Raw genomic sequence first — 23909 nt, 5'->3', positions numbered from 1 at the left:
CTTTGAAGTGTTGAAAGGGCGTTCGTGCAAAAGCGCCCTGGATTCGTACAAGGCATGCGCAGGTCATGGGGAAACCAATAATGAAAAACCCTTATGCTCTCGGCTTCTGGTGCGCCGTTGTGGCGCTGGTGCTGCTCACTGGCACCTATTTCTATGGCATCATGCTGGCTAACCAGATCGACAAAGCGCTGACGTTCCTCGACAGCGCCGCACTCTTGATTGCCGTGATGTCCATTGCGGTGGTGGCCTGGGCCTCGGTCCAAGGGCAACGAATCAAAAAAAGACAGCTTGAACAAGGCAAGACCCTGGTGATGATCTGGAACACCAAGGTGGCGCTACGGCGTGTCGAATCGGTCTTCGACCGGTATTTCTGGGGCAGCTACTGGCAACCGGGCAGGACCTTCCAGGAAGTCATGGGCGAGCTCACGGGTACACCCCTGGAAAAAAGCCTCGAAACCTTGAAAAAACAATGCCTTGAGCTGGACAAACAAGTGGCCGACGACGGTCGGCACTGGCTCAACAATGCCCGCGAGCTGGCTGACGTCGCCACCGCCATGGCCCGCGAGCGCTATCAACTGGACTACTGCGACCCACGCGGCGAAGTGACGGGCGGGGCGGTGATCAACCGGGATTTCGAAGTGTTGATCTACACCTGGACGGCGCGGCTGAAAACCTTTGATCATCAGCTCGATGAGATTGAGGTTCAGTATTCCTGATTGCTAAAAGATCGCAGCCTGCGGCAGCTCCTACAGGAGATTCGCATTACCCTGTAGGAGCTGCCGCAGGCTGCGATCTTTTTTCAGGCGACACTTTTTCACCGTTAACCATTGGGCTGCCTTGCACGCCTGATGCTAACCTGCACCCCACTTTCAGCGCAGTCGTGACCGCAACCCCTCATGGGTTCAGGGAAGACGACCACACCTCAACAACGGACATTGAACGGGTCATTCATGAATAAATCAGCAGGCGTGCTCCTGGGAATCGTTGTCGCCATTGGTGCGATCAGCGCTGGCGGAGCCTGGTTCACCGGCACCAAAATCGAAGGTGTGCTCAACAGCTCCCTGGCGGATGCCAATAAGCAATTGCAGGCTGCAATGGTGGGTTACAAAGGCACGGCCTCGCTGGAACTGGTGTCCCTGGAACGTCATGTATTCAGTAGCACTGCGCATTACCGCCTCAAGGGTGAAGGCGAAATGTTCGGCGAGGCACCGGTCGAGTTGCTGTTTACCGACCACATCGAACACGGCCCGCTGCCGTTCTCGCGCCTGGTATCGCTGAAGTGGTTGCCGGTCATGGCCACCAGTCACTATGAACTGGCAAAGACCCCGCTCACGGAAAAATGGTTCGCCGCCACCAAGGACGCTTCGCCGCTCAAGGGCGTGGTCAACATTGGCTACGACAATTCCACCAACGGCACGCTTGAATTGCTGCCGCTGGAAACTGCACTGGATGACAAGTCCAGCCTGAAATTTTCCGGCCTGAAGGTTGATGTCGCGGCCAGCGCCCAGGCGCAGAAGGTCAAGGCCGATGGCTACATGGACAGCCTCAAGCTGACCACCGTTTCCGAAGACCAGGCACCGGTGCAGGTCGAGTTGAGTGGTCTTACCCTGGCCAGCAACCTGACAAAAAGCACTTACGGTTATTACACTGGCGATAACACCGTCGAACTGAGCAACGGTAAAACCACCTTTGGCCCCAAGCAGTCGGTGCTGGGCTTGAAGAGTTTCGAAATGAAGAACCACACCGAGGAGTCAGGCACCAGCGCTTCCGGGCGTGCCGACTACAGGATCGGTGAAGTGTCCCTGAACGGCAAGCCTGTGGGTTCTGCCCAGCTTGCCATGAGCCTGAAGAACCTCGACATCCCGGCGACGTTGTCGCTGATGCAGATCTACCAGACTAAATTGCAGCCCTATGAGCAGGCCGCCGCCGAGGCTGCCGAGGCCGGTCAACCGGCCCCCGAGCTGAACTTGACCCCTGCAGAAGAAGCGCAGCTTAAAACCGGCCTGGAAAAATTGCTGGCGGCCGGCCCGCAGGTGGCTCTGGAGAACCTGTCGTTCAACACTGCCAATGGTGAAAGCCGCGCCAACCTGGTGCTTGACCTGACCAAGCCGCAATCGATCGACCTGCCGGCTGACCAGTTGATCCGCCAAATGATCGCGTTACTGGACGTCAACCTGAAAGTGTCCAAGCCGATGCTCGTCGACATACTCAGCGTGCAGTCGCAAATCGACGGTCAGACCGACGCCAAGCTCATCGCCGACCAAGCGACTGCCACCACCGATATGTTCAGCAGCATGGCGGTCGGCTCGCAGTTGGCGAAACTGGATGGCAGCGACGTCGTCACCCAACTGCACTTCGCCAATAACCAGGTGCAATTCAACGGCCAGAAAATGACCGTCGAGGAGTTTGTCGGCTTCCTGATGAGCAAGTTCAGTGCTCCAGGCGTAGTCCAGGAGCCATAACGCCCCCGCCGTGTAGGAGCTGCCGCAGGCTGCGATCTTTTGATGTTGGCGTCTGTTTTATCGCCGAAGATCAAAAGATCGCAGCCTTCGGCAGCTCCTACAGTTAATTTCAACCGCGGATCAACCGCCACGCCTCATCCACGGATAACGGCTGCTTCATTCGTTCAGCAAGCATCGCCATCGTGCGCTCTTCATCGCAGGCCACGGCCGCCGTCACCACGCCATTTTTACCAAACAGACCAATAAACGGCGGGTTGCCAGGATCACCCTTGAACTCGACTTCGTCCCAGGCTTGCGCGCAACCAAGGTAGTCGTAGTTTTTGCCAAAGTGCCAAGTCCAGAAATACGGCACGTCGAGGTAATGTTCATCGCCACCGAGCATGTTCGCCGCCGCGATCCGTGCCTGTTGTTGCGCCAGGCGCCAATGTTCGATGCGCTGAGGCTGGCCGTTAAGTGTGAACGTCGCGATATCGCCAGCCGCCCAGAGCCCATCGGCTACGCGCATCCCGCCGTCGACCAGCAGCGACTGGTCCTTTTCCTTCGGCAGATCGGTAAAAGGCGCAGTGGCGGGGGTGACGCCAATCCCGACCAGCACCAGGTCCGCCGGCAGACGCTGGCCATTATCCAGTTGCACCGCTTCGACTCGCGTGGCTCCTTCGATCTGCGCTGCCTGCCCCTCGGTTCGGTACACCACGCCGTTGGCCTGATGCAGCGCCAGAATCGCCTTGCCAACGCTGTCACCGAACTGTTTGGCGAAAGGCACCGGATGGCGGGCCAGCACCGTGACCTCCAGGCCGTATTGGCACAGGGAGGAAGCGGATTCCATGGCGATGAAACTGTCGCCGATGATCACCGCCCGCTGACCGGCCTTGGCGCTGTGCAGAATCCGTTGCGCATCCGCCCTGGAGCGCACGACGAACACTTGCGGCAGGTCCGCGCCGGGCAATTGCGGTCGAACGGGGATCCCGCCTGTCGCCAGCAAGGCGGCGTCGTACTTCAGCGATTGGCCGTTGACCAGTTGCAGCGTCTTGTTGGCGGCATCCAGGCTCGCCACTTCAGCGTTCATTCGCTCGATTCTTTGCTCGCGGTAGAAGTCTTCGTCGCGCAGGGGCGGGATTTCTTCCAGTGGCGTCTGGCCGGCAATCACGAATTTGCTCAGTACCGTGCGGTCGTACCCGGCGTTGGCTTCGCGGTCGATCAGTAGCACCCGACCGCCAAAGCCTTTTTCGCGCAGGGCCGAAGCCGCCGCCGTGCCCGCGGCCCCCGCACCGACTATTACAAAAGTGCGCTCGTCATCGGCCGGTGGCGTGTGAGCGTCTTGCAGTGGCTGATCGTCGACCCAGATTTCGTCCCCGCGCACTTCAAGCGGGTAGCGCTTGAGGCTGTCCAGGGCCGGTGGTTCACACAATCCGCCGTCCTCGATCCGAAACTGTCCCTTGTGCCATGGACACGTCAGCCGCCCATGGCAGATCGCACCTTCGACCAGCGGCGCCCCGGCATGCGGGCATTCGCCTTGATAGGCGCGCACTTGATCGCCGACTTTGAGCAGAAGGATCTTGCTGTCCTGGACGCTGACTTCCAGGCCACGGTCTTCAGGTATATCGGCGAGACGGGCAACGCGATGCAGGGTCATGATCGCTCTCCAGACAGGCGTTTAAATTAAGAGTCTGGCGCTTAACTCGAGGTTCATCCAATTGCCACTGCCACCGCGCGAACGGTCCAGCTATAGTTTGCTCGCCGACCTCGGCCCCACCCGCACCAGGTACTCCCGGTATGACCCGATTGACCTCTCTGACCCCTTGGCTAGCGGCTGTCACAGTCGCCCTTTGCGTGCAATTTCCGGCGCAGGCCCAGGAGCGTTTTACCCTGAACATCCCAGGCGTCTCGGATGATCGACTGTTCACCTCGGCTGCCGCCAGCGACGCCCCGGGTTGCGGCGGACACAACGTTTCGCCAGCGCTGAACTGGAACGCCGGCCCTGCAGGCACGCTCAGCTACGCCATCGTCATGCACGACCCGGATGGCCAGAAAGGCCAGGGCATCGATCATTGGGTGCATTACGGCATCAAGGCCGGCACTCACCAGATCCCGGCGGGCGTCGGTGCAAAATCCACGCTCGAGGGTGTCGGCGGCACCAATAGCAAAGGCACTACGGGGTACGTCGGTCCTTGCCCACCGGTTGGCGACAGCGCACATCACTACATCATCCAGCTCTTTGCCCTGGACCTGGCCCCGGATGCCCTGCCAGCCGGCCTGACGCGCACCCAGTTGCTGGAAAAAATCAAAGGTCATGTGCTGAAAAACAGCAGCGTGGTGCGGCGCTACCACCGCTGAAGATTTTTTTGCGCGGGTTAACCCGAACCGTCCGGGCTGTCCGTCTCACGGGATGAATGGATCAATTTCCTCCTGAGGTCAGCCCCCATGTCTCTCCCTCTGCATGTTCTACGTCCGGTCGCCCAGGGTTTTACCGCCGGGCTGTTGCTGGCGATTGCCGGTTGCGGTGTTTCTTCGAAACCTGAGTCCGCAGCGGTACCGCCACCGGCTCAGGCGGAGCTGAAAACCGAAGCGGTGCAGCATGAAACTGTCATGGCTGATGCAGCGGTGGCCAAACGCAGCGTAGGCGCGGCGCCCATGACCCGTTTCGCGCCGATGCCGGGCGCAGAAACTTATCCACAGGGCTATCGCGATGAACAGCGAGAGCAATACCAGGCCTTGGCAGACAACCCGATCCACAGTGTCGCCGAAACACCGGTATCGACCTTCAGTGCCGACGTCGACACCGGCGCTTACGCCAACGTCCGCCGCTTGCTCAATCAGGGACGACTGCCACCGCAAGGGGCGGTGCGTCTGGAAGAGATGGTCAATTACTTTCCTTACGACTACGCCTTGCCCACCGACGGCTCGCCCTTCGGCGTGACCACGGAACTGGCAGCGTCACCTTGGAATCCGCATACGCGTTTGTTGCGCATCGGGATCAAGGCCTCGGACCGCGCGGTCTCGGACCTGGCCCCGGCGAACCTGGTGTTCCTGGTGGATGTGTCCGGCTCGATGGATCGCCGCGAGGGCCTGCCGCTGGTCAAGAGCACTCTGAAATTGTTGGTCGATCAACTACGCGACCAGGATCGGGTGTCGTTGGTGGTCTACGCCGGGGAATCGCGCGTGGTGCTGGAGCCCACTTCCGGACGGGAAAAAACCAGGATCCGCACAGCTATCGACCAATTGACCGCAGGGGGTTCCACTGCCGGAGCCTCGGGTATCGAGCTGGCTTATCAACAGGCGCAACAGGCATTTATCCCCAAGGGCATCAACCGCGTTCTACTGGCTACTGACGGCGACTTCAACGTCGGCGTCAGCGACTTCGACAGCCTCAAGCAAATGGCTGTGGATAAACGCAAGACAGGCGTATCCCTGACCACCCTGGGTTTCGGTGTGGATAACTACAATGAACACCTGATGGAACAACTGGCCGATGCTGGCGACGGCAATTACGCCTACATCGACAACCTGCGTGAAGCGCGCAAGGTGCTGGTGGATCAACTCGGCTCGACCCTTGCCGTCGTGGCAAAAAACGTCAAGCTGCAAGTGGAGTTCAACCCCGCGCAAGTCAGCGAATATCGCCTGCTGGGTTATGAAAACCGTGGGTTGAAACGTGAGGATTTCAGCAATGACAAGGTCGATGCCGGTGAAATCGGTGCAGGACACACGGTGACGGCGTTGTACGAAATTGTCCCCACGGGCGAGAAGGGCTGGTTGGAGCCGCTGCGCTACGCTCAAACGGCCACCGCCGTTTCGGAAAAGAATGGCGAATTGGCGATGCTGCGTGTGCGTTATCAGTTACCGGAAGGTGGGAACAGTCGCTTGATCGAACGCCCGATCGTTAACGGCCCGGCCGGCAAGGCCAGCGATGACCTGCGTTTTGCGGCGGCGGTGGCGGCGTTTTCCCAACAGCTCAAGGACGGACGCTACACCGGCGAGTTCAGCCTCAAGGACACCGAAGCGCTGGCCCGTGGCGCCCGGGGCGATGACCGCTTCGGCCTGCGCAGTGAGTTCGTACAATTAGTGGAACTGGCGCAGAGCTTGCGCACCACCACGGCGTCCAATCCAACTGCCACTGAACGACGGATTGAATAGTGAGCCGATTGAAGGGGTTCATCAGCCAGTTGTTTGCACCCGCAAGCAGCCTGGATGCCAGCAGTGACGAAGCGCTGCTGGCCCGTTATCGCGAGGGCGATGGAGCGGCGTTCGAGATTCTGTACGCGCGCCATCGCCAGGGCTTGTACCGGTTTCTGCTGGGGTTGAGCGGCAGGGCTGAACTCGCCGAGGAGGTCTATCAGGAAACCTGGTTGAGCCTGATCCGCAGCGGCAGCCAGCCACAAGGTCGGGCGACTTTTCGTACCTGGCTCTACCAGATTGCCCGCAACCGCTTGATCGATCACTGGCGCAAGCACGGCGTCCATCAACCGCTGCACGACAGCTACGACGAGCAGGCCCATGCGCTGGCCGATGAGACGGCTGATCCTGAGCAGTTGCTGAGCCTGAGCCGCGACAGCCAGCGCCTTGACGCCGCCCTGCAAGCCTTGCCCGCCGACCAGCGCGAAGTGTTCCTGCTGCGCGCCTACAGCGATCTCGATTTGCCACAGATCGCCACCCTCACCGAAACGCCGCTGGAAACCGTCAAGAGCCGCTTGCGTTACGCCCAGCAAAAACTGCGTCGGCTGCTGGCCGAGGAGGTACTGACATGACTGACGCCAAGCACACCACGGAACACCAAACGCTCGACCATTACCGCGAGCAGGCCACCGGCGAACCGCCGGCGCATCTCGACGCCTTGATCCTGGCCGCCGCACGCAACGCCGTGCCCACGCCGAAGCCAGGGCTGTGGCAACGCTGGATTCGCGCCTGCCAGCAACCCCGCTGGCAAGTGGCATTCGCCAGCCTCGTCGGCATCGCGCTGATGCTCGCGCTGGTGCAGCGCACACCTGAGCAAGTGCCAAGCTACGACTTCGCACCTGCGCCCAGAGCCTCGGCCCCGATCGCCAAACAGGAAGCCGAAGCAACACCGCCAGCGGCAGCCCGTTCCCTGAAGGCCCCGGTTGGCGCGCTCTCCGCCCCTGCACCCGCCGCCCCCATGGCGGAATCGATGGCCCCGGCGCAAGCAGAATCCTTCAGTGCCGACATGGCGGACGAAGCCAAAGTCAGCAAGCGCGCCGCGGCCCCGGTGAAATCCCTGGATGAACAATTGCGCGAAGTGCTTCGCCTGCAAAAAACCGGGCACAAGCAAGCCGCCGATAAACTGCTGGCCGACTTGCATACACGCTTTCCCGACGAGAACCTCGGCGCCCGACTCAAGGATCTGCAGAAAAATTGATCGGCCTGACCCTCGACAATTTGGCAACAAGGCCCGAAAGCGCGCACTATCGGGCCATAGTCGATGCGTTGGAGGATGCCGTGACAAAAAAAATCGACCGCATCGCCCAAATGCTCAACTGCCCGGAAAAGGGCGAGGAATTACGGCGGGCAATTATCGAGAGTCGTAAGGATTTTCTGCTGAACCAGCAAGAAGAGGGTGATGCTGAGGAAGAAGAGGTTCTTGAAGAGGAAGAGTTCGAGGACGACGAGGATGATGAGTACGACGAGTTTGATTGGACGACAGAATGAAAAAACCGCTTCGGCGGTTTTTTTTGACCCACAAAAAAGCCCCAGACCCTAAGATCTGAGGCTTTCTCGTTTCTAATGGCCAGGCGAGCTCAGAACCAGTCACATAATCAGCTGATTTATATAGGTTTTCTCTAGAAAGATTTTTGAAGGGATACATGCTGGGATACACCATCTGTGGGAGAAGCCCCCGCAGAGAGCGAGCAGCAGCTTGCTCACGCCCGGATGAGCTGTACTTTTTGGCATCCCCCTTAGGTCGTGCAGGGCTCAGCATCAACAGATACACGTTGAACCCTATGTGGAATCAGCTGAACCCCTTTTGCCTTGGCGGGGTAGAACAGTGCGAGATTGATTTCCTCGCCAACTGAACTCTTATAAATAACGCCATCAAATCCATTTTTCTTTATGAGCTCGCACAAATACTGGCTTGGTATATAGTCAATCGCGGCTGATTTTGGTAGTACAGGTCGAGTTAGCTCCTCACCCAGTCGCACCAGAAATTCTATATCTCCTCGGAGCGACGCAATTTCTTCATCGTCAGCACAGATAAATGGCGTAATTAAACTTCGCGGATTTCGTAAATCTGCGAGTCTGACCTCTTCTATAACTTTAAACTCTGCGACGGTTACAAACTCGCCAGTATGAGGTCTAATTTCCGAGATCGATGTTAAAACATCCGATGCGACATACAGATAAGGTATGCCCACAGGGTTTGCTCGCCCATGGGTCGCCTTGTCTTTAGGGGGCGGTCCCATTTTTTCGAGCGGGTATGGTTCTTCAGATTCCTGAATCCTTGCCCTATACCATTTTTCAGGAAGAGGGCCTTTGTAAATCAGTTGAGAGAGAAGATAAGAGAACCTTTCGAGGCTAATTGTCTCTTTTGGAAAAAATCTATTTTCTTCCATCAGCTCTTTTCGAAGGTTTTCCCAGTTGTCTAGGTTTTTAGAGAAACATTTACTTGAAGGTGCAAAAATGACCCTTGGAAAATTCCCGTCCTGGAATACATCGGCAAGTAAATCTTTTGTATTCGCCAGATCCAGACTATTGAACATATTCCAATCGTTTTTAAACCACTCCCCAAGAGTTGCTCCCTTGTCTGCCTTTGTATAAATGCCCGTCAATAGCTCAAAATACTCTCTAAGCTGAACAGGCTCAACCAAAGGTAGGTTTATAGATTTGCAGAATGAACAATCCCCATGCTCTTGAGCTATTTCTTGGATTACTGAGCTTAAGTGATTATCGCCAAAGCAATTCGGGCAACACTTTCTCATGATAATTACCCAAGGTAGTCTGCTAGAACTTCAATGTGGTGTTTCATAGAAAGCTTTTTTATATACCCAAGTCCAGGGAAATGCTTTTTATTATAAAGTTCGACGAATTCTTCGACAGCAGAGGTTCGTAGGATTTTCGTATCGGGCTCTTCTAGTTTTGCGATCAACTTAGTCAATGCTTCGTAGAATTTTCCTGCTGGGTCAGTTGGAGTGTCCTGTCTATCCGATTTGAAGTGGTAGATATACATTGCATTGTCCATTTCAGGGTCAATGAATGTCAGGTGAATCGCAACTGCATAAGCTGGGCCGCCAGATTCAGAGTACTCATCTCCTACGATTAAAAAGTCTCCGAAGCCATCAACACCCTCATCTCTGAATGTCGCATGCAGGTCTGAGAAGGGCTCTACATCAGGATATTTGCGATTGGCTTGGCGTTTGAAACCGTTCCTCAGGAGTATGCGGGTGTCATCACTGAAATGTTTCTGATACAGCTTTCCGCAGTATTCCTCTGCAAATACATGACTGACTTTCCGCTGCCAGTTCTGCGTAGCTTCAACTAGGGCTTTTGGTTCAGTAAATCCAAAGTGAATAAAGTACAGGGAGTGATTCGGGTATGTGGAACAGATTTCTAGCACGTCAGCAGTGCTAGTCTCATTTGTAAGTAGAACGCCCACCGACACATTTCGGTGTGCCTTAATCTCTTCTGTTACGAATGATTGGATTGCGTCGGAGTTTTCTGTATGGTCGCCATAATACGGGTTTACAATCAGAACTGCTTCAGCGCCAGCTGCTGATAGTGCCTCAATTGATCTTTTTAGGCCGCTTAGCGACTCCCGAACGGGCTCAATTATAGAGATGATATTGCTTTTGGCTAAGACCTCTGCAGACTCTTTTATTGTAAGTAAGTCGAACTGTTTGCCGCGAAAATATGGGTAGTACATTTTATCTCGCCCAGTTAAGGGCCTCCCTGATTGATGTGTTTACAGCTTCCAACAGCGTTTCTTGTTCTCGTAACTTCAATGGTGTAGAGAAAACCGCCGCCTGCAGTGAGTCTGGCAGTTGAGGCAATATTTCTGCAAGAGGTAAAGAGTTTCGCGACTTTCGGAGGACTTTAACCATATATCCATGCGTGGTTACAGGGTCCAAATATCTGAAAATTTCGCGAACTGCTGATCTGATCTCCGTGTTTGCAACTTGTGGTGGAGTGATCCCAAAGAATTTTAAAATTTCCAACGCTTCTCGGAGTTGAATTGATTCGAATATGACCTCCGGAGAAACTCTTTCCGGAGTGTCCTGAATCTCTCTTATCGTAGAGATTCCAAATCTGTTATTTAAAAGGAGAACTCCGACATCAGATGGGGTGGTCGTCAGTATTTCGTCTAAGTGGTTTTCGCCTGTTATTACATAAACCTTTGCGAAGAATTTTTTGTAAGTGTTAACTTGGCCTTGCAGTCTGCCTAAGTTGTCGCGTTCAGATTTAATTTCATAAGCAGTAGATGTGCCATTAAATATAGCTACATCGGCTTTGCAGTTCTCGACGCGAAATTCTGTAACTAAAGACGCTGTGTTAAGAGAGTGTCTTCCGAGAAGAAGTTTTTTTGTGATTGCAGCTTTATACGCATATTCATGTCTATAGTCTTTCTTTCTCAGAAGACTAAAAGCACTTTCAAATATTACGCTAATAGGGGCGGCAAGACTGGCTTCATTGATTGCTAAAGACTCTTTTATAAGCCTGGAAAATGTGGGGGATTTGCCTTTTTGAGCCAGCTCTCGAATGACGGCGGCAGAAAACAGCCTGGCGACTGCTGACTGCTGACTTCCGTCGAGAACTTTCGTGTGCAAACTCATAAGGTCGAATCTCTATTCCGCAGGATTTAAGGTGCTTCTGTATGGCCTTCAATGGCAGGCTAGTCGAATGCCGTGATTCTGACAGATCGCCCAATCCTAGTCCCGAGATTTGTACTCGCCAGGACTGCTGAAGACTCCTCAGGACTATGGGGACTATCAGAGCAAAAGCTGCAAAAACGACCACGACGAAACGTAAGCTTTTTGCGGCCCAACCATCCCCATACGTGCAGGGATCTGCAGGCTTTTTCTGTGTGATTAATCTCAAGCAGGCCCAGAGTAATGGCGGCCGGAACCGTAATGCAGGGGTGCAGAAAAAATCACCTCTTTAGCCCGCAGGTGTGGCGGGGGGACAACTGCGCGCGCCAGGATGAAACGGACCCCGGCGAGCGCAGTTACTCGATGTCGGGTGGGAATCGTTTCACTGACGGTTTTTCCAGTGTTCGGGGTCTTTCTGCCATGCCGCCAGCTCTGATGTTCGCCAAGCCTTTCGACCAGCACTTATGTGAACTGACTTCGGGAAACGCCCGGCTTTCATTTCTCGCCAAAGCGTTGTTCGCGAAAATGAGGTAAACAGCAGCACCTCAGATACTCGTATGAATCGATCCAGCTCATTCATGATAGGTACTCCTTGGCAACAAAAAGCCGCGCAAACGGCGGCTTGAAGGAGGTATTCAGTGCGCATGGCTCTCGCCCGGGACAGAGCAGGGAAGTCGGCACGTCTGATGGACGAACTCGATATTCTCGACCAGGGCTACCAGACCATAGTCCTCGATCACGTAGGCTTCATTCAGCGACTGATAGTCGCCGACCTGGTTGATCATCGGCTCATCCTTGATGAAGCGTCGCAGTGTGGCCTTCTGGACCCTCTCCCCATCTGATGATCCCTGCACTGCTGGTGACGCAGGTGGTGGGCGGTGCTTGTCTTGTGATGATTCCGAGATAGATCGCACTGCGCGTGACGTGGCTTCAGGCAGGACGCAGGCAAGGTAAATTGCTGGCAGCAGAACCGCCCCCTATCGAAAGTACGCTTTCCCTGCGTGCTTTGATTTCTCGTACCGCTCATGGCCATGAGCATTGGGGGGAGGTTCCGCGCACTTCTCGACCAGCACTGTTCTGGGGGGGCCGAAAATTCGAGGCCCATTTCATGGGTGAGCCGCTACTGTTTTGCAGCTTGTTGCTAACGCGTCTGTGTCGGTCGCGTCAGCACTTTCACCACATCATCAATAACAGCCTTGCTCATCGCAGTCAGATAGTGCGCCGCCCATGCGTGGCGGTCAGTGTCTTTTGTGTAGGCCGCATCCTCGGCGAACGACTTGGCCAGGAACAGCAGGTCGGATGCCTGTGCGAGTGCTTTGCTAATAGGCACACCACCGCTGACATGGAACAGCGGTTCATCTGGGCAATATATGCAGGGAGTCAAACCGATGGTCTTTGCTTCTTGTTGTTCGGTCATTTGCCACCTCCATTGACGGAGATGCATAGAGGGCGCGAGTTGAAGACGCATTGAGGCACAAACGGAGTTTCGTACGGATTTGTATTGCGCATGGTCTAGCTCCTTGACGTGGAACTGCCACTTTTCGTTACCAAGCGAATGGGTGGCAGCTGTGCGCAGGTTGGTAAACCGGGAGTCAAGGAATCCGGCACGCCCGAAGACGTCCCACGCACAGCCGCCATAACTCAAATTTGCGGGCGAAGAAAAAACGCCTGCAATTCTAAAGGGGGGGCGCTGTTGCGCTTAACTCGTCGGGTTACCAAGCCCGGTCGCTGAATTGGCAGCGACGGCGGAAGGGTATCGTGCAGGTTGATCTCCTGCAACCTTGAATACGGGGATGAGTGCGGCGATTGTTAGAAAGGCCTCAGCTGCTACCTATCACCTACAGAGGTAAGTACATAAGCTTTAGCGGTACCAGTCGTTTGGTTTCTGAATCCGTCTGCCCATAATGCTCAATCAACGCACGAACGAGGTTATCCAAGGTCCAGAGCGTTAGAGGGACGCTGGCCCGTTCTGCTTCGTAGTAGGCGTCCTTGCTGAAACCGCCAGTGCTGACATATAGCCCGCGATCATCCTTGTGGCGTCCTCCCAGAAAACTACGGATTTGTTGACTGCCCATCTGGTCTTTGCGGTGTTTGACCTCAACAATGATCCGTGGATTCTCAAAGCCGAAACCGTCTGGTGACGCGATGATGTCTTTCCCTCGATCAGGGCCCGCGGGAGAGACCTGAGTCTTGTAACCCATCGCGCGCAGGATGCCTGCGACCAAATCCTGCATATCATCCCAAGGGAGAGCGTTGATCAGGTCCTTGATGCGTTCAAGGGCCAGGCTTTCCATTCCAGCGAGTGGATCGCTATCGGGATATTCCTCTTCAGCTGGCGGTAATGTGGGTGGCTTGTCGCCGGCCACCATCGCCTTTAGCTCCTGGAGTGCGAAGTCGGGGACGACAAAGACTGTGAGTGTCGATCCCAGGCTGTTCTTGCTGGCAGTACTCAGGCTATCGCGATCAACTTCCTGAGCTTGCCATTGAACAGGGCGGGTCAATGACATCCCAAGGTCGGCCAGTTCAGGATTGTGTTTGAAGTTGCCAGTGATTTTACCCACTAAGTAGGTACGGTTAGCGGGCGAGTAGGTCACAACCCAGTCACCGGGCTGAATTTCATTTATGAAGCGCCACACTTGCGAGGCACCGGAAAGCGCCGTGCCTGGTTTGATATTGGGTTCAATATCTTGGTAGAGGCTAGTGATTTCCTTGCGTGTCATACCTGGTTTGGCCAGCGGTGCGAGTTGTGACCAGCCAATTGCGACGACCCCGCGCTCACGGAAATCGTCGTATAGACGACCAGACTCGCCACGAATCATCCACATTTTGTCCATTTCACATCCTTGGTTGTTGTAGGTCGCACCGAATACATTCGCTATCTGGCGTTGTTCGACATATTGAATGTATTGAAGAAAATGCAGGGTAGGTCTTTCAGGAATCGACAGCAATTGCCGAATCCAAGACACAAAAAAGCCCCAGACCCAACAGACCTGAGGCTTTCTCGTTTTCTACGTATGGTGCACCAGGCGGGATTCGAACCCACGACCCCTGCCTTCGGAGGGCAGTACTCTATCCAGCTGAGCTACTGGTGCAGCGGGCGCCATGATACTCATATGCAATGCGGGCGTCCATGCTGCTGAATCGCATGCGTTTTTTCAAAGCGTAACCTGCGGTTGCTACGTTGATCAGAAAATAGCAGCAAATGCGGCGTTTTCGTTCTTTTTTTCGAACAGGCTATTGTCCTTTACCCCCTTTGATCCTAGGATTCGTTTGAGATTTCAAACGCTCTTGTCTGGGTGCTGAACCGCACGATCTGAATCAGTGCGCTATTTATGTGCTTCAGCCCGGTGAATGATTTCCCTGACGGCAGCCTACTGAGGCGCCTTTCTACAATCATAATTTGCTCCGCGCGTGCGCGGTGCTGTTAAGGAAAGCCGACATGCAGCTTAAAGACACCCAGTTGTTCCGCCAGCAAGCCTTTATCGATGGCGCTTGGGTAGACGCGGACAATGGTCAGACGATCAAGGTCAACAACCCGGCAACGGGCGAAATTCTGGGCACCGTGCCGAAAATGGGCGCTGCCGAAACCCGCCGTGCCATTGAAGCCGCTGACAAAGCGCTGCCGGCCTGGCGTGCACTGACCGCCAAAGAACGTGCGAACAAACTGCGTCGCTGGTTCGAGCTGATCATCGAGAACCAGGACGACCTGGCTCGCCTGATGACCCTGGAACAGGGCAAGCCACTGGCCGAAGCCAAGGGTGAAATCGTTTATGCCGCTTCCTTCATCGAGTGGTTCGCCGAAGAGGCCAAGCGCATCTACGGTGACGTGATTCCGGGCCACCAGCCAGACAAGCGCCTGATCGTGATCAAGCAGCCAATCGGCGTGACCGCGGCCATTACCCCGTGGAACTTCCCGGCCGCCATGATCACCCGTAAAGCCGGCCCGGCCTTGGCCGCCGGTTGCACCATGGTGCTCAAGCCTGCTTCGCAAACTCCGTTCTCCGCCTTCGCCCTGGCTGAATTGGCCCAGCGTGCCGGTATCCCTAACGGTGTGTTCAGCGTTGTTTCCGGCAGCGCCGGCGACATCGGCAGCGAGCTGACCAGCAACCCGATCGTGCGCAAACTGTCCTTCACCGGTTCGACCGAAATCGGTCGTCAACTGATGTCGGAATGCGCCAAGGACATCAAGAAAGTGTCCCTGGAACTGGGTGGCAACGCGCCGTTCATCGTGTTCGACGACGCGGACCTGGATAAGGCCGTCGAAGGCGCGATCATTTCCAAATACCGCAACAACGGCCAGACCTGCGTCTGTGCCAACCGCCTGTACATCCAGGACGGTGTCTACGATGCGTTCGCCGAGAAACTGAAAGTGGCCGTTTCCAAGCTGAAGATCGGCAACGGTCTGGAAGATGGCACCACCACCGGTCCGCTGATCGACGAAAAAGCCGTGGCCAAGGTGCAAGAGCACATCGCCGACGCACTGAGCAAAGGCGCGACCGTACTGGCCGGTGGCAAGCCGATGGAAGGCAACTTCTTCGAGCCGACCATCCTGACCAACGTTCCGAACAACGCTGCAGTGGCCAAGGAAGAGACCTTCGGTCCATTGGCGCCGCTGTTCCGCTTCAAAGACGAAGCCGACGTGATCGCGATGTCCAACGACACCGAGTTCGGCCTGGCCTCGTACTTCTATGCTCGCGACCTGGGTCGTGTGTTCCGTGTGGCTGAAGCCCTGGAGTACGGCATGGTCGGCGTCAACACCGGTCTGATCTCTAACGAAGTCGCGCCGTTCGGCGGCATCAAGGCTTCCGGCCTGGGCCGTGAAGGCTCCAAGTACGGCATCGAAGATTACCTGGAAATCAAATACCTCTGCCTGGGCATCTAATCCCGGGAACAGGCATCGCTTCAAACGCAAAGGGCACGAGAGCGCTGCCCCTTTGCGTGCAACAAACGGAATTTTCTCGGTGGCCGGGAACGCTGTGGCAGTCGATCATCGCATGCTGCCGCCGTTGTTCCCCGTCGCTTAATCCTTGAACCACGCCGACCGATGAGCGGCGAATGAGGAATGTAATGAGCAAGACTAACGCTGATTTGATGGCCCGCCGTACCAATGCAGTTCCACGTGGTGTAGGCCAGATTCACCCGATTTTCGCCGAGTCCGCGAAGAACGCGACCGTGACCGACGTTGAAGGTCGCGAGTTCATCGACTTCGCTGGGGGTATCGCTGTACTGAACACCGGCCACGTGCACCCGAAAATCATCGCCGCCGTGACCGAGCAACTGAACAAGCTGACCCACACCTGCTTCCAGGTACTGGCCTACGAGCCGTACGTAGAAGTGTGCGAAAAAATCAACGCCAAGGTGCCAGGTGATTTCGCCAAGAAAACCCTGCTGGTGACCACCGGTTCCGAAGCCGTCGAAAACTCCATCAAGATCGCCCGTGCCGCTACCGGCCGTGCCGGCGTGATCGCGTTCACCGGTGCTTACCACGGTCGCACCATGATGACCCTGGGCCTGACCGGTAAAGTCGTGCCTTACTCGGCCGGCATGGGCCTGATGCCAGGCGGCATCTTCCGCGCGCTGTACCCGAACGAACTGCACGGCGTGAGCATCGACGATTCGATCGCCAGCATCGAGCGCATCTTCAAGAACGACGCCGAGCCGCGTGACATCGCTGCCATCATCATCGAGCCGGTTCAGGGCGAAGGTGGTTTCTACGTCGCTCCTAAAGAGTTCATGAAGCGTCTGCGTGCCTTGTGCGACCAGCACGGCATCCTGCTGATCGCTGACGAAGTACAAACCGGCGCAGGTCGTACCGGTACTTTCTTCGCCATGGAACAGATGGGCGTTGCTGCCGACCTGACCACCTTCGCCAAATCAATCGCTGGCGGCTTCCCGTTGGCCGGTGTGTGCGGCAAGGCCGAATACATGGACGCCATCGCACCAGGCGGCCTGGGCGGCACCTACGCCGGTAGCCCGATCGCTTGCGCCGCGGCCCTGGCCGTGATGGAAGTCTTCGAAGAAGAGCACCTGCTGGACCGCTGCAAGGCTGTTGGCGAGCGTCTGGTGACTGGCCTGAAGGCTATCCAGGCCAAGTATCCGGTGATCGGCGAAGTTCGTGCCCTGGGCGCAATGATCGCGGTCGAGCTGTTCGAAGATGGCGACAGCCACAAGCCGAACCCCACCGCCGTGGCAGCTGTTGTGGCCAAGGCTCGCGACAAGGGTCTGATCCTGCTGTCCTGCGGCACCTACGGCAACGTTCTGCGCGTCCTGGTACCGCTGACTTCGCCGGACGAGCAACTGGACAAAGGCCTGGCGATCATCGAAGAGTGCTTCTCCGAGCTCTGATCTGCGAGTGTGACCTGCTTCACAAAAAACCCGCTTCGGCGGGTTTTTTCATGTCCTCTAAACCGCAACCGCGTATTAGCGCTGTAACCGATGACCGGCTTTGGCTAAGGTTCACGCATTGCCAGGGAGAGCTGTATGACAGTTGTCATTTTACCCGCGATTCCGAGAGTATTGATCGCCGAGGCCGACCCATGGGCCCGCGATCTGCTCAAGGAAGTATTGTTGAACGTTCGCTGCGATGCGCGGCTGGATTTATGTGCCGATGGCCAGCAGGCGTTGGAGTTGCTGGCGTCAAACCCGTACGACCTGGTCATCGCCGACTGGGAGTTGCCAGGCGTCGATGGCCTGAATGTGTTGCGTAGCGTGCGCCAGCGCAAGCGCAATCCACCGTTGCCCTTCATTCTCATGAGCAGCCGTAACGACAGTGCGAGCGTACGTGAGGCCTTGCCGCTGGCTCCCGCCGCCTACCTGACCAAGCCCCTGAACATGGCAAGCCTGACCCAGCGCCTGCAGGCTTTGCTGCTGAACGCCGGGGAAGAGATTTCGTGCGAGGTGCCAGCGCTGGCGCCGGGCATGACGCTGTCCGTGTTTCTTGAGCGCCGTCGCGAACTGGCGGAAGGCGCGCCGCTGATGACTGACGTGCAAGTGGCGGTCAAGCGCAGCCTCAATCCTGATGGTCTGGATTTGGCGGTGCTGGAAGGTGAGATCCGCACCGATCCACAGGTCACCGCTGTGCTGATTGCCGCCGCCAATAGCGCCGCCCAGCACCATGGCACCGCCGTGCAGACGCTGTCCCAGGCATTGCACCGACTGGGCACCGGACAGAGCATGAACCTTATCCTGGGCCTGACACTCAAGCGCAGTGCGCGGCTCAGCGATCCGCAACTGGCGGACTATGCCGAGCGCTACTGGGATTTGTCGCTACACACGGCCGAGTACGCGCGAACGCTGGCGCGCTTGCTGGATCTGGATCAGGCCCGTTGTTACTGCGCCGGCATGCTGCATCGCCTGGGCGACCTGGCGTTGCTGCGTTGTCTGCAGGAATGGAAACAGGCCGGTGGCGAGCTGGACGAGCAGGAGCAAGTGGGCGAGGCGTTGGCCGAGTTTGGTGCCGCCTACGGTTCGGCGTTGCGCACCCGCTGGCGTTTGCCGCTGGAGCTACGGCAGCTGATTGCGGCGGCTTACCAGCTCGGTGGCGGGGTTTATTCCCGTGAGGCGCTGGTGATGAATATGGCGGCGCAACTGGCGCGCCTGAACGAGCATGAGGGCGTTGAGGCGTTGGCCAATAGCCGAGCGGCGCGATTACTGAAGATCGGCTTGCCGGAGTTGGTGCGGATCCGCAAGAAATAAGGCTGTCGCAGATCCCTGTAGGAGCTGGCTTGCCAGCGATGGCGATGTATCTGACCCACCGAGTCGTCTGGATTCGCCAGTAAGCCGGCTCCTACAGGAGTTATGTGTTGGACGGGTCAGGCCGTGATGATCCGGTTCTTGCCTTGGCGCTTGGCCTCGTACATCGCCGCATCCGCGCGGGCAAACAGGCTTTCCACGCTTTCATCCTCGGCAGTCAGGCTGGTCAGCCCTTGGCTGACGGTGATGCCAAATGTCTGGCCTTCGTGGTTGAAGGTCAAACCCTGAATCTCCCGTTGCACGCGCTCGGCTACTTGCAGGGCCATCTCCGGCGTGCAGCCGGGGAAGGCGGCGGCAAATTCCTCGCCACCAATGCGCCCGAACAGGTCACCGCGACGCAATGCGGCTCGGCCACAGTCGGCGATACGTTGCAACACGTTATCGCCTTCCTGGTGGCCGTAGGTGTCGTTGATCGCCTTGAAATCATCGATATCCAGCATGAGAAACGATAACGGCGTGCCCTGTTGTCGCGCCTGTTCGAATTCGTGCTCAGCGCCTTCGAAGAAATGCCGGCGGTTGCTGCTGCTGGTCAGGGCGTCGGTGGTCGCCAGCCGTTGCAGTTCGGACTCCAGTTGCTTCTTGTCGGTGATGTCTTCGGCGATGCCGACAATGATCACCGGCTGCCCAGGCTCGGCCTGCCGGTTGATGAAGCACTTGTCGCTGAGCCAGCGCAGCTGGCCGTCAGCGGTGATGATTCGGTACTCGCGGTCTTCAACGGCACCCTTGACCAGCACGTCCGCCAGGCTGCGCTCGGCGTACTCCAGGTCGTCAGGGTAAATGCTGTCGCGCCATTGGTTGTAATCGGCCAGCAACAGGTCGGCGCTGCGGCCGAAAAGCCGTTCATAGGCGGGGCTCACATACAGCACCTGGCGGGTTTCCCAATTGAATGCCCACAGCACCGCGTTCACGCTCACCAGCAAGGTGCTCAGCAACTGTTCACGTTCGCTCAGGCGCGCCACCTCGCCTTGGGCGTGCATCAGCGCCATAAGGGTTTGCGCGGCCTCGGGCCATTGCACAAGGGATGAGTCTTGTTGGTTATTGACCATCGTCACAAATCTCAAGGGGCGTGCACCGCTCAAGGTTCTAGGCGACCGCAGCGAAGCCCGCCTGGATGGCGAAGTGTCTTTGAGATAAGGGATTTGCAGCGAAGTTCCGAAGGGTGCGCCCCGGCATTGGGCGCACCGATCAACGGTGTCAGGCAGCGCTTGGGCGCAGGGAATAGGTTTTCAACTGATCGGCGAAGTCACGCAGCGATTGAATCCCGCTGGCTTCGGCTTCGTGTACCCAGTCCTTGATGGCAGCCAGCATGTCGTGACCATTTGAGCTGGTCTTGACCCAGATCTGCTGCAAGGCCAAGCGTTTCTCGTAGATTACCTTCAGCGCCTGGCTGTGTTCGAGCATGTTCTGGATGCGTACGTGGTGCTTGTCGTCGAGCAGGCTGGTTTCCCGCGAGAGCAGACGCTTGGCGCGGTGGAACTGGTGGCGGACCGAGTGATCGACCTTTTCCAGCTCTTGCTTGACCAGCGGCCCGATCACCAGCTTGCGGTACTGGGCCATGATCTGGAAGCGGTTGTTGAGGATCGCCATGGCGGTGTCCATGTCCAGGTTGCCCTTGCCTTCGACGCGATGGGCAATGGGCGCGACCCGCTGGACCTTGGCCAGGCGCAGGAAGCTGAACACTTGAATCCAGGCCCAGCCAAGATCGAACTCCCACTTCTTCACCGACAGTTTTGCCGAGTTAGGGTAGGTGTGATGGTTGTTATGCAGCTCTTCACCACCGATCAAAATGCCCCAAGGCACCAGGTTGGTCGCCGCATCGCGGCACTCGAAGTTGCGGTAGCCGACGGCATGGCCCAGGCCATTGACCACGCCAGCGGCCCATACCGGGATCCACATCATCTGGATGGCCCAGATGGTGATGCCGATGGTGCCGAACAGCAGCAGGTCGATAACCGCCATGATCGCCACGCCCAACAGTGGGAATCGGGTGTAGACGTTACGTTCGATCCAGTCATCGGGGCAGTTCTTGCCGTAGATGCGCAAGGTCTCGGGGTTTTCCGCTTCGGCGCGGTACAGTTCGGCGCCTTTGCGCAAAACCGTGGACAAGCCCTTGATCACCGGACTGTGCGGGTCGTCGACGGTTTCGCATTTGGCGTGATGCTTGCGATGGATAGCGGTCCACTCGCGGGTGTTCTGCGCCGTGGTCAACCACAGCCAGAAACGGAAGAAATGTTTCAGGCCTGCATTCAACTCAAGCGAGCGATGGGCCGAGTAGCGGTGCAGATAGACCGTGACGCCGATGATTGTGACATGGGTCATCAGCAGGGTGACTGCCACCAGTGACCAGGGCGACAAGCCGAGAAAACCTTCGTACCACATAGGCTATAGGGCCCTCGAAAAAGAAAAAAACAGCCGATGCATTATCACTAAGCGGACAGATAAAACCAGTCGCCCTTTCAGATATGAGTGGCAGGATGTGTCTTTAATCTATAATCCCGACTTTTTCGTAGGGACATGGACAGCCTTATGTCTGCCAGCTATCGCGATGCCGTGCGCGCAGCACTGCTTTACCTGCTGATTTCGCTGATCTGGATGCAGCTCAGTGGCTATTTATTGAGCAGCTTATTCGATAATTCGGCCGAGCGCCTTCGATGGCAACTGATCAACGGTCACGTTTGGGTGGTGTTGAGCGCAGGCGTGATCTTCCTCGCCCGGTCGCGGCTGATGCGTTGCCTGGGCGGCGGCGCGACATGGCAGGGACGAAGCGAAGACCGCGAGCGCCTGCGCCAGGCGGCCGCCGTGTTCGATTGCACCCGAGAAGGCGTGTTGGTCACCGATCATCAAGGGCTGATCGTGCATGTGAACCGCGCCTTTATGGCTATCACCGGCTATCAGCGTGAAGAAGTGCTGGGGCGCCAGCCCAGTCTGTTCAAGTCGGGGCATCATCCCCCCGCGTTCTATCAGGCGATGTTCGCCACGCTCAACAGCGTCGGCGAATGGAGCGGGGAAATCTGGAACCGCCGCAAAAGCGGCGAAATCTACCCGCAATGGCAGACCATCCGCCTCATTCACGATGACCAGGGGCGCTGCAGTCATTTCGTGGCGGTGTTTTCCGATATCAGCGCGATCAAGGACTCTGAAGATGAGTTGAGGCGCCTGGCTCATCACGATCCGCTCACTGGCCTGCCCAATCGCCTGCTGTTCACCGACCGCGCCACGCAAGCCCTGGCATCGGCGCAAATCCACAAGCGTGGCTGTGCATTGCTGATGATCGACCTGGATCACTTCGTGATGATCAACGACAGCCTCGGGCACACGATGGGTGACCAATTGCTCAAGGCGGTGGCCAAACGTTTGAGTGCCATGTTCGACCCTGGAATCACCCTGGCGCGCCTGGGTGGCGATGAGTTTGCCGTGCTGGCCGAAAGCTGCCCGCAACTGATGCAGGCCGCAGCGCTGGCCCAGCGGATCATCGAAGGCCTCAAGGAGCCTTTCGATATTCACGGGCATCGGCTGTTCATCAACGCCAGCATCGGTATCAGCCTGTTCCCCAGCGACGCCCTGAGTGCCGAACAGTTGTTGCGCAATGCCGACTCGGCGCTGTTCAAGGCCAAGAGTGGCGGGCGCGATGGCTATGCCCTGTACACCGAAGAGTTGACCGCCCATGCCCAGCAGCGGGTCGAGACGGCCTCCGAGCTGCGCAGGGCCCTTGAGCAGAATGAGCTGCGTGTGTATTACCAGCCTGTTCACGATCTCAAGACCTGTCGCCTGATCGGCGTCGAGGCACTGGTGCGCTGGGAGCATCCACAACGCGGCCTGGTGTCGCCTGCGCAATTCATTCCGATTGCCGAGCGAACCGGCCTGATCGCCCAGATCGACGCCTGGGTGATGCGCCAGGCTTGTGAGCAGATGTGCCAGTGGCTGCGGGCGGGCGTGGCGTTGTCGTTTGTTGCGGTGAATGTTTCATCGCGTCTGTTCGCCGGCCGTGAGTTGTACCAACAGGTTGCGCAGGTACTGCGCGAAACCGGCCTGGACCCGGCCTGCCTGGAGTTGGAAGTCACCGAGAGTGCGGTGATGGAAGATCCAGAAGTTGCGCTTGAGCAAATGCACCGCCTACGGGAATTGGGTGTGCAACTGGCCATCGATGATTTCGGCACCGGTTATTCGTCGCTGCTGCGACTCAAGCGCCTGCCGGTGCAGAAACTCAAGATCGATCAGGGCTTTGTCGCCGGTTTGCCATGCGATGAAGATGACGCGGCCATTGTGCGGGTCATCATCGCCCTCGCGCAGAGCATGGGCATGCAGGTGCAAGCCGAAGGCATCGAGCAGGTCGAGCAGGCGGCGTTCCTGTTGGAACACGGCGGTCATCTGGGGCAGGGGTACTGGTTTGGGCGGCCAGTGCCGGCGATGCTGCTGGATTGGGCTCGAACCCCTGTCATTTTCCCGCGCTGATTCGTTCCCACTGCTCGCGTGGAAATGCGCCCGGGACGCGCTGCGTCCCTGATCGCAAGGTGACGCAGAGCGCCACTGGATGCATTCCCATGCGGAGTGTGGGAGCGATCATTCTTCTGGTTATATAAACATTCTTAAATAGTCTTTTTAAGAATATCCGCGCCTCTCTACTATTGGTCTCACGCCGTAAGCAGTGCCGCCACTGCCAGGCAACCTCTCAGTCGAAGGAGCAGCACCATGAGCGCATCTCTACGTAGCGTTGACGGCCAGGACGAAGCAACCATCCTGCGCGAAATCCAGAGCGCCCTGCGCGACCTGCGGTTTGGTGCGGTGGAAATCACCGTGCACAACGCCCAGGTGGTCCAGATCGAACGCAAGGAGAAATTCCGTTTGCAGCAACCGGGCAATAAACCGGGCTGAAGCGAAAGATCAA

The 23909-nt window shown here is 57.1% G+C and carries 22 protein-coding genes and 1 tRNA gene; 12 read left to right on the top strand and 11 right to left on the bottom strand.

Going from position 1 to position 23909, the window contains the following annotated elements; translation table 11 throughout:
* Window positions 1-80: 80 nt before the first annotated feature.
* Window positions 81-716, top strand: a complete 636-nt coding sequence (locus CGA21_RS24560) for an NADH:ubiquinone oxidoreductase subunit N (protein ID WP_110751786.1) — start codon at window positions 81-83, stop codon at window positions 714-716.
* Window positions 717-950: 234 nt separating this feature from the next.
* Window positions 951-2462 carry a YdgA family protein gene (locus tag CGA21_RS24555; RefSeq protein ID WP_188265220.1) on the top strand — a complete coding sequence of 504 codons (1512 nt, stop codon included), beginning with the start codon at window positions 951-953 and terminating at the stop codon, window positions 2460-2462.
* A gap of 109 nt (window positions 2463-2571) precedes the next feature.
* On the opposite strand, the gene CGA21_RS24550 is transcribed toward CGA21_RS24555, so the two are convergent.
* Complete coding sequence (locus CGA21_RS24550) at window positions 2572-4095, bottom strand: apoptosis inducing factor family protein (RefSeq protein WP_188265219.1); 1524 nt, start codon at window positions 4093-4095, stop codon at window positions 2572-2574.
* 140 nt (window positions 4096-4235) lie between these two features.
* On the opposite strand from CGA21_RS24550, the gene CGA21_RS24545 reads away from it, so the two are divergent.
* The 5 genes from CGA21_RS24545 to CGA21_RS24525 all read left to right on the top strand — a co-directional run bounded on the left by CGA21_RS24545 (window position 4236) and on the right by CGA21_RS24525 (window position 8120).
* Complete coding sequence (locus CGA21_RS24545; protein WP_083349979.1) at window positions 4236-4796, top strand: YbhB/YbcL family Raf kinase inhibitor-like protein; 561 nt, start codon at window positions 4236-4238, stop codon at window positions 4794-4796.
* 87 nt (window positions 4797-4883) lie between these two features.
* On the top strand, window positions 4884-6593 hold the full coding sequence (locus CGA21_RS24540) for a vWA domain-containing protein (RefSeq protein ID WP_188265218.1): 1710 nt from the start codon (window positions 4884-4886) through the stop codon (window positions 6591-6593).
* Between the two features lie 29 nt (window positions 6594-6622).
* Entirely contained in the window at window positions 6623-7204 is a 582-nt protein-coding gene (locus CGA21_RS24535) for an RNA polymerase sigma factor (RefSeq protein WP_223194248.1), read from the top strand.
* Window positions 7201-7830 carry a hypothetical protein gene (locus CGA21_RS24530; RefSeq protein WP_188265217.1) on the top strand — a complete coding sequence of 210 codons (630 nt, stop codon included), beginning with the start codon at window positions 7201-7203 and terminating at the stop codon, window positions 7828-7830. The genes CGA21_RS24535 and CGA21_RS24530 overlap by 4 nt, the downstream gene beginning before the upstream one ends.
* Before the next feature lie 20 nt (window positions 7831-7850).
* Window positions 7851-8120 (top strand): hypothetical protein, encoded by a 270-nt coding sequence (locus tag CGA21_RS24525; RefSeq protein WP_223194247.1) that lies wholly within the window; start codon window positions 7851-7853, stop codon window positions 8118-8120.
* 248 nt (window positions 8121-8368) lie between these two features.
* Here the strand turns inward: CGA21_RS24525 and CGA21_RS24520 are convergent, their stop codons facing one another.
* The 8 genes from CGA21_RS24520 to CGA21_RS24485 all read right to left on the bottom strand — a co-directional run bounded on the left by CGA21_RS24520 (window position 8369) and on the right by CGA21_RS24485 (window position 14364).
* A complete protein-coding gene (locus CGA21_RS24520; RefSeq protein ID WP_223194245.1) occupies window positions 8369-9169 on the bottom strand; it encodes an RES family NAD+ phosphorylase in 801 nt (266 codons plus the stop codon).
* 224 nt (window positions 9170-9393) lie between these two features.
* On the bottom strand, window positions 9394-10329 hold the full coding sequence (locus CGA21_RS24515) for a sce7725 family protein (protein WP_188265215.1): 936 nt from the start codon (window positions 10327-10329) through the stop codon (window positions 9394-9396).
* 1 nt (window position 10330) lies between these two features.
* Window positions 10331-11236 (bottom strand): sce7726 family protein, encoded by a 906-nt coding sequence (locus CGA21_RS24510; protein ID WP_188265214.1) that lies wholly within the window; start codon window positions 11234-11236, stop codon window positions 10331-10333.
* Between the two features lie 418 nt (window positions 11237-11654).
* The gene (locus CGA21_RS24505; RefSeq protein ID WP_188265213.1) at window positions 11655-11852 is read right to left on the bottom strand and encodes a helix-turn-helix transcriptional regulator; all 198 of its coding nucleotides are present in this window, start codon (window positions 11850-11852) and stop codon (window positions 11655-11657) included.
* 55 nt (window positions 11853-11907) lie between these two features.
* On the bottom strand, window positions 11908-12126 hold the full coding sequence (locus CGA21_RS30175) for a P2 family phage major capsid protein (protein ID WP_188265212.1): 219 nt from the start codon (window positions 12124-12126) through the stop codon (window positions 11908-11910).
* Between the two features lie 287 nt (window positions 12127-12413).
* The gene (locus CGA21_RS24495; RefSeq protein WP_188265211.1) at window positions 12414-12689 is read right to left on the bottom strand and encodes a DUF3077 domain-containing protein; all 276 of its coding nucleotides are present in this window, start codon (window positions 12687-12689) and stop codon (window positions 12414-12416) included.
* A 421-nt stretch (window positions 12690-13110) separates the two neighbouring features.
* Window positions 13111-14106: a restriction endonuclease gene (locus CGA21_RS24490; protein WP_188265235.1), complete on the bottom strand. Its 996-nt coding sequence runs from the start codon at window positions 14104-14106 to the stop codon at window positions 13111-13113.
* A 181-nt stretch (window positions 14107-14287) separates the two neighbouring features.
* Window positions 14288-14364 (bottom strand) — tRNA-Arg (locus CGA21_RS24485).
* A gap of 347 nt (window positions 14365-14711) precedes the next feature.
* Here CGA21_RS24485 and gabD point away from each other — a divergent pair.
* The 3 genes from gabD to CGA21_RS24470 all read left to right on the top strand — a co-directional run bounded on the left by gabD (window position 14712) and on the right by CGA21_RS24470 (window position 18967).
* On the top strand, window positions 14712-16154 hold the full coding sequence (gene gabD / locus CGA21_RS24480) for an NADP-dependent succinate-semialdehyde dehydrogenase (RefSeq protein ID WP_188265210.1): 1443 nt from the start codon (window positions 14712-14714) through the stop codon (window positions 16152-16154).
* Window positions 16155-16339: 185 nt separating this feature from the next.
* Entirely contained in the window at window positions 16340-17617 is a 1278-nt protein-coding gene (gene gabT / locus CGA21_RS24475; RefSeq protein WP_110751802.1) for a 4-aminobutyrate--2-oxoglutarate transaminase, read from the top strand.
* A gap of 135 nt (window positions 17618-17752) precedes the next feature.
* Window positions 17753-18967: an HDOD domain-containing protein gene (locus CGA21_RS24470; protein WP_110751804.1), complete on the top strand. Its 1215-nt coding sequence runs from the start codon at window positions 17753-17755 to the stop codon at window positions 18965-18967.
* A gap of 116 nt (window positions 18968-19083) precedes the next feature.
* On the opposite strand, the gene CGA21_RS24465 is transcribed toward CGA21_RS24470, so the two are convergent.
* Together CGA21_RS24465 and desA are read right to left on the bottom strand one after the other, a co-directional pair.
* Window positions 19084-20070 (bottom strand): GGDEF domain-containing protein, encoded by a 987-nt coding sequence (locus CGA21_RS24465; RefSeq protein ID WP_188265209.1) that lies wholly within the window; start codon window positions 20068-20070, stop codon window positions 19084-19086.
* A gap of 148 nt (window positions 20071-20218) precedes the next feature.
* Window positions 20219-21403, bottom strand: coding sequence for a delta-9 fatty acid desaturase DesA (gene desA, locus CGA21_RS24460; protein WP_020795836.1), 1185 nt, complete (start codon window positions 21401-21403; stop codon window positions 20219-20221).
* Window positions 21404-21550: 147 nt separating this feature from the next.
* Here desA and dibA point away from each other — a divergent pair, with 147 nt between their 5' ends.
* Complete coding sequence (dibA, locus tag CGA21_RS24455; RefSeq protein WP_110751808.1) at window positions 21551-23476, top strand: phosphodiesterase DibA; 1926 nt, start codon at window positions 21551-21553, stop codon at window positions 23474-23476.
* A 237-nt stretch (window positions 23477-23713) separates the two neighbouring features.
* Window positions 23714-23896, top strand: a complete 183-nt coding sequence (gene oscA, locus CGA21_RS24450; protein ID WP_007975618.1) for a sulfur starvation response protein OscA — start codon at window positions 23714-23716, stop codon at window positions 23894-23896.
* The last annotated feature ends 13 nt before the right edge of the window (window positions 23897-23909 follow it).

Source organism: Pseudomonas sp. PSB11 (assembly GCF_014596605.1).
GTDB classification, from domain to species: Bacteria; Pseudomonadota; Gammaproteobacteria; order Pseudomonadales; family Pseudomonadaceae; genus Aquipseudomonas; species Aquipseudomonas umsongensis.
Note: the sequence above shows the minus strand (reverse complement) of the source record. Positions and strands in the feature narration are given on the sequence as shown.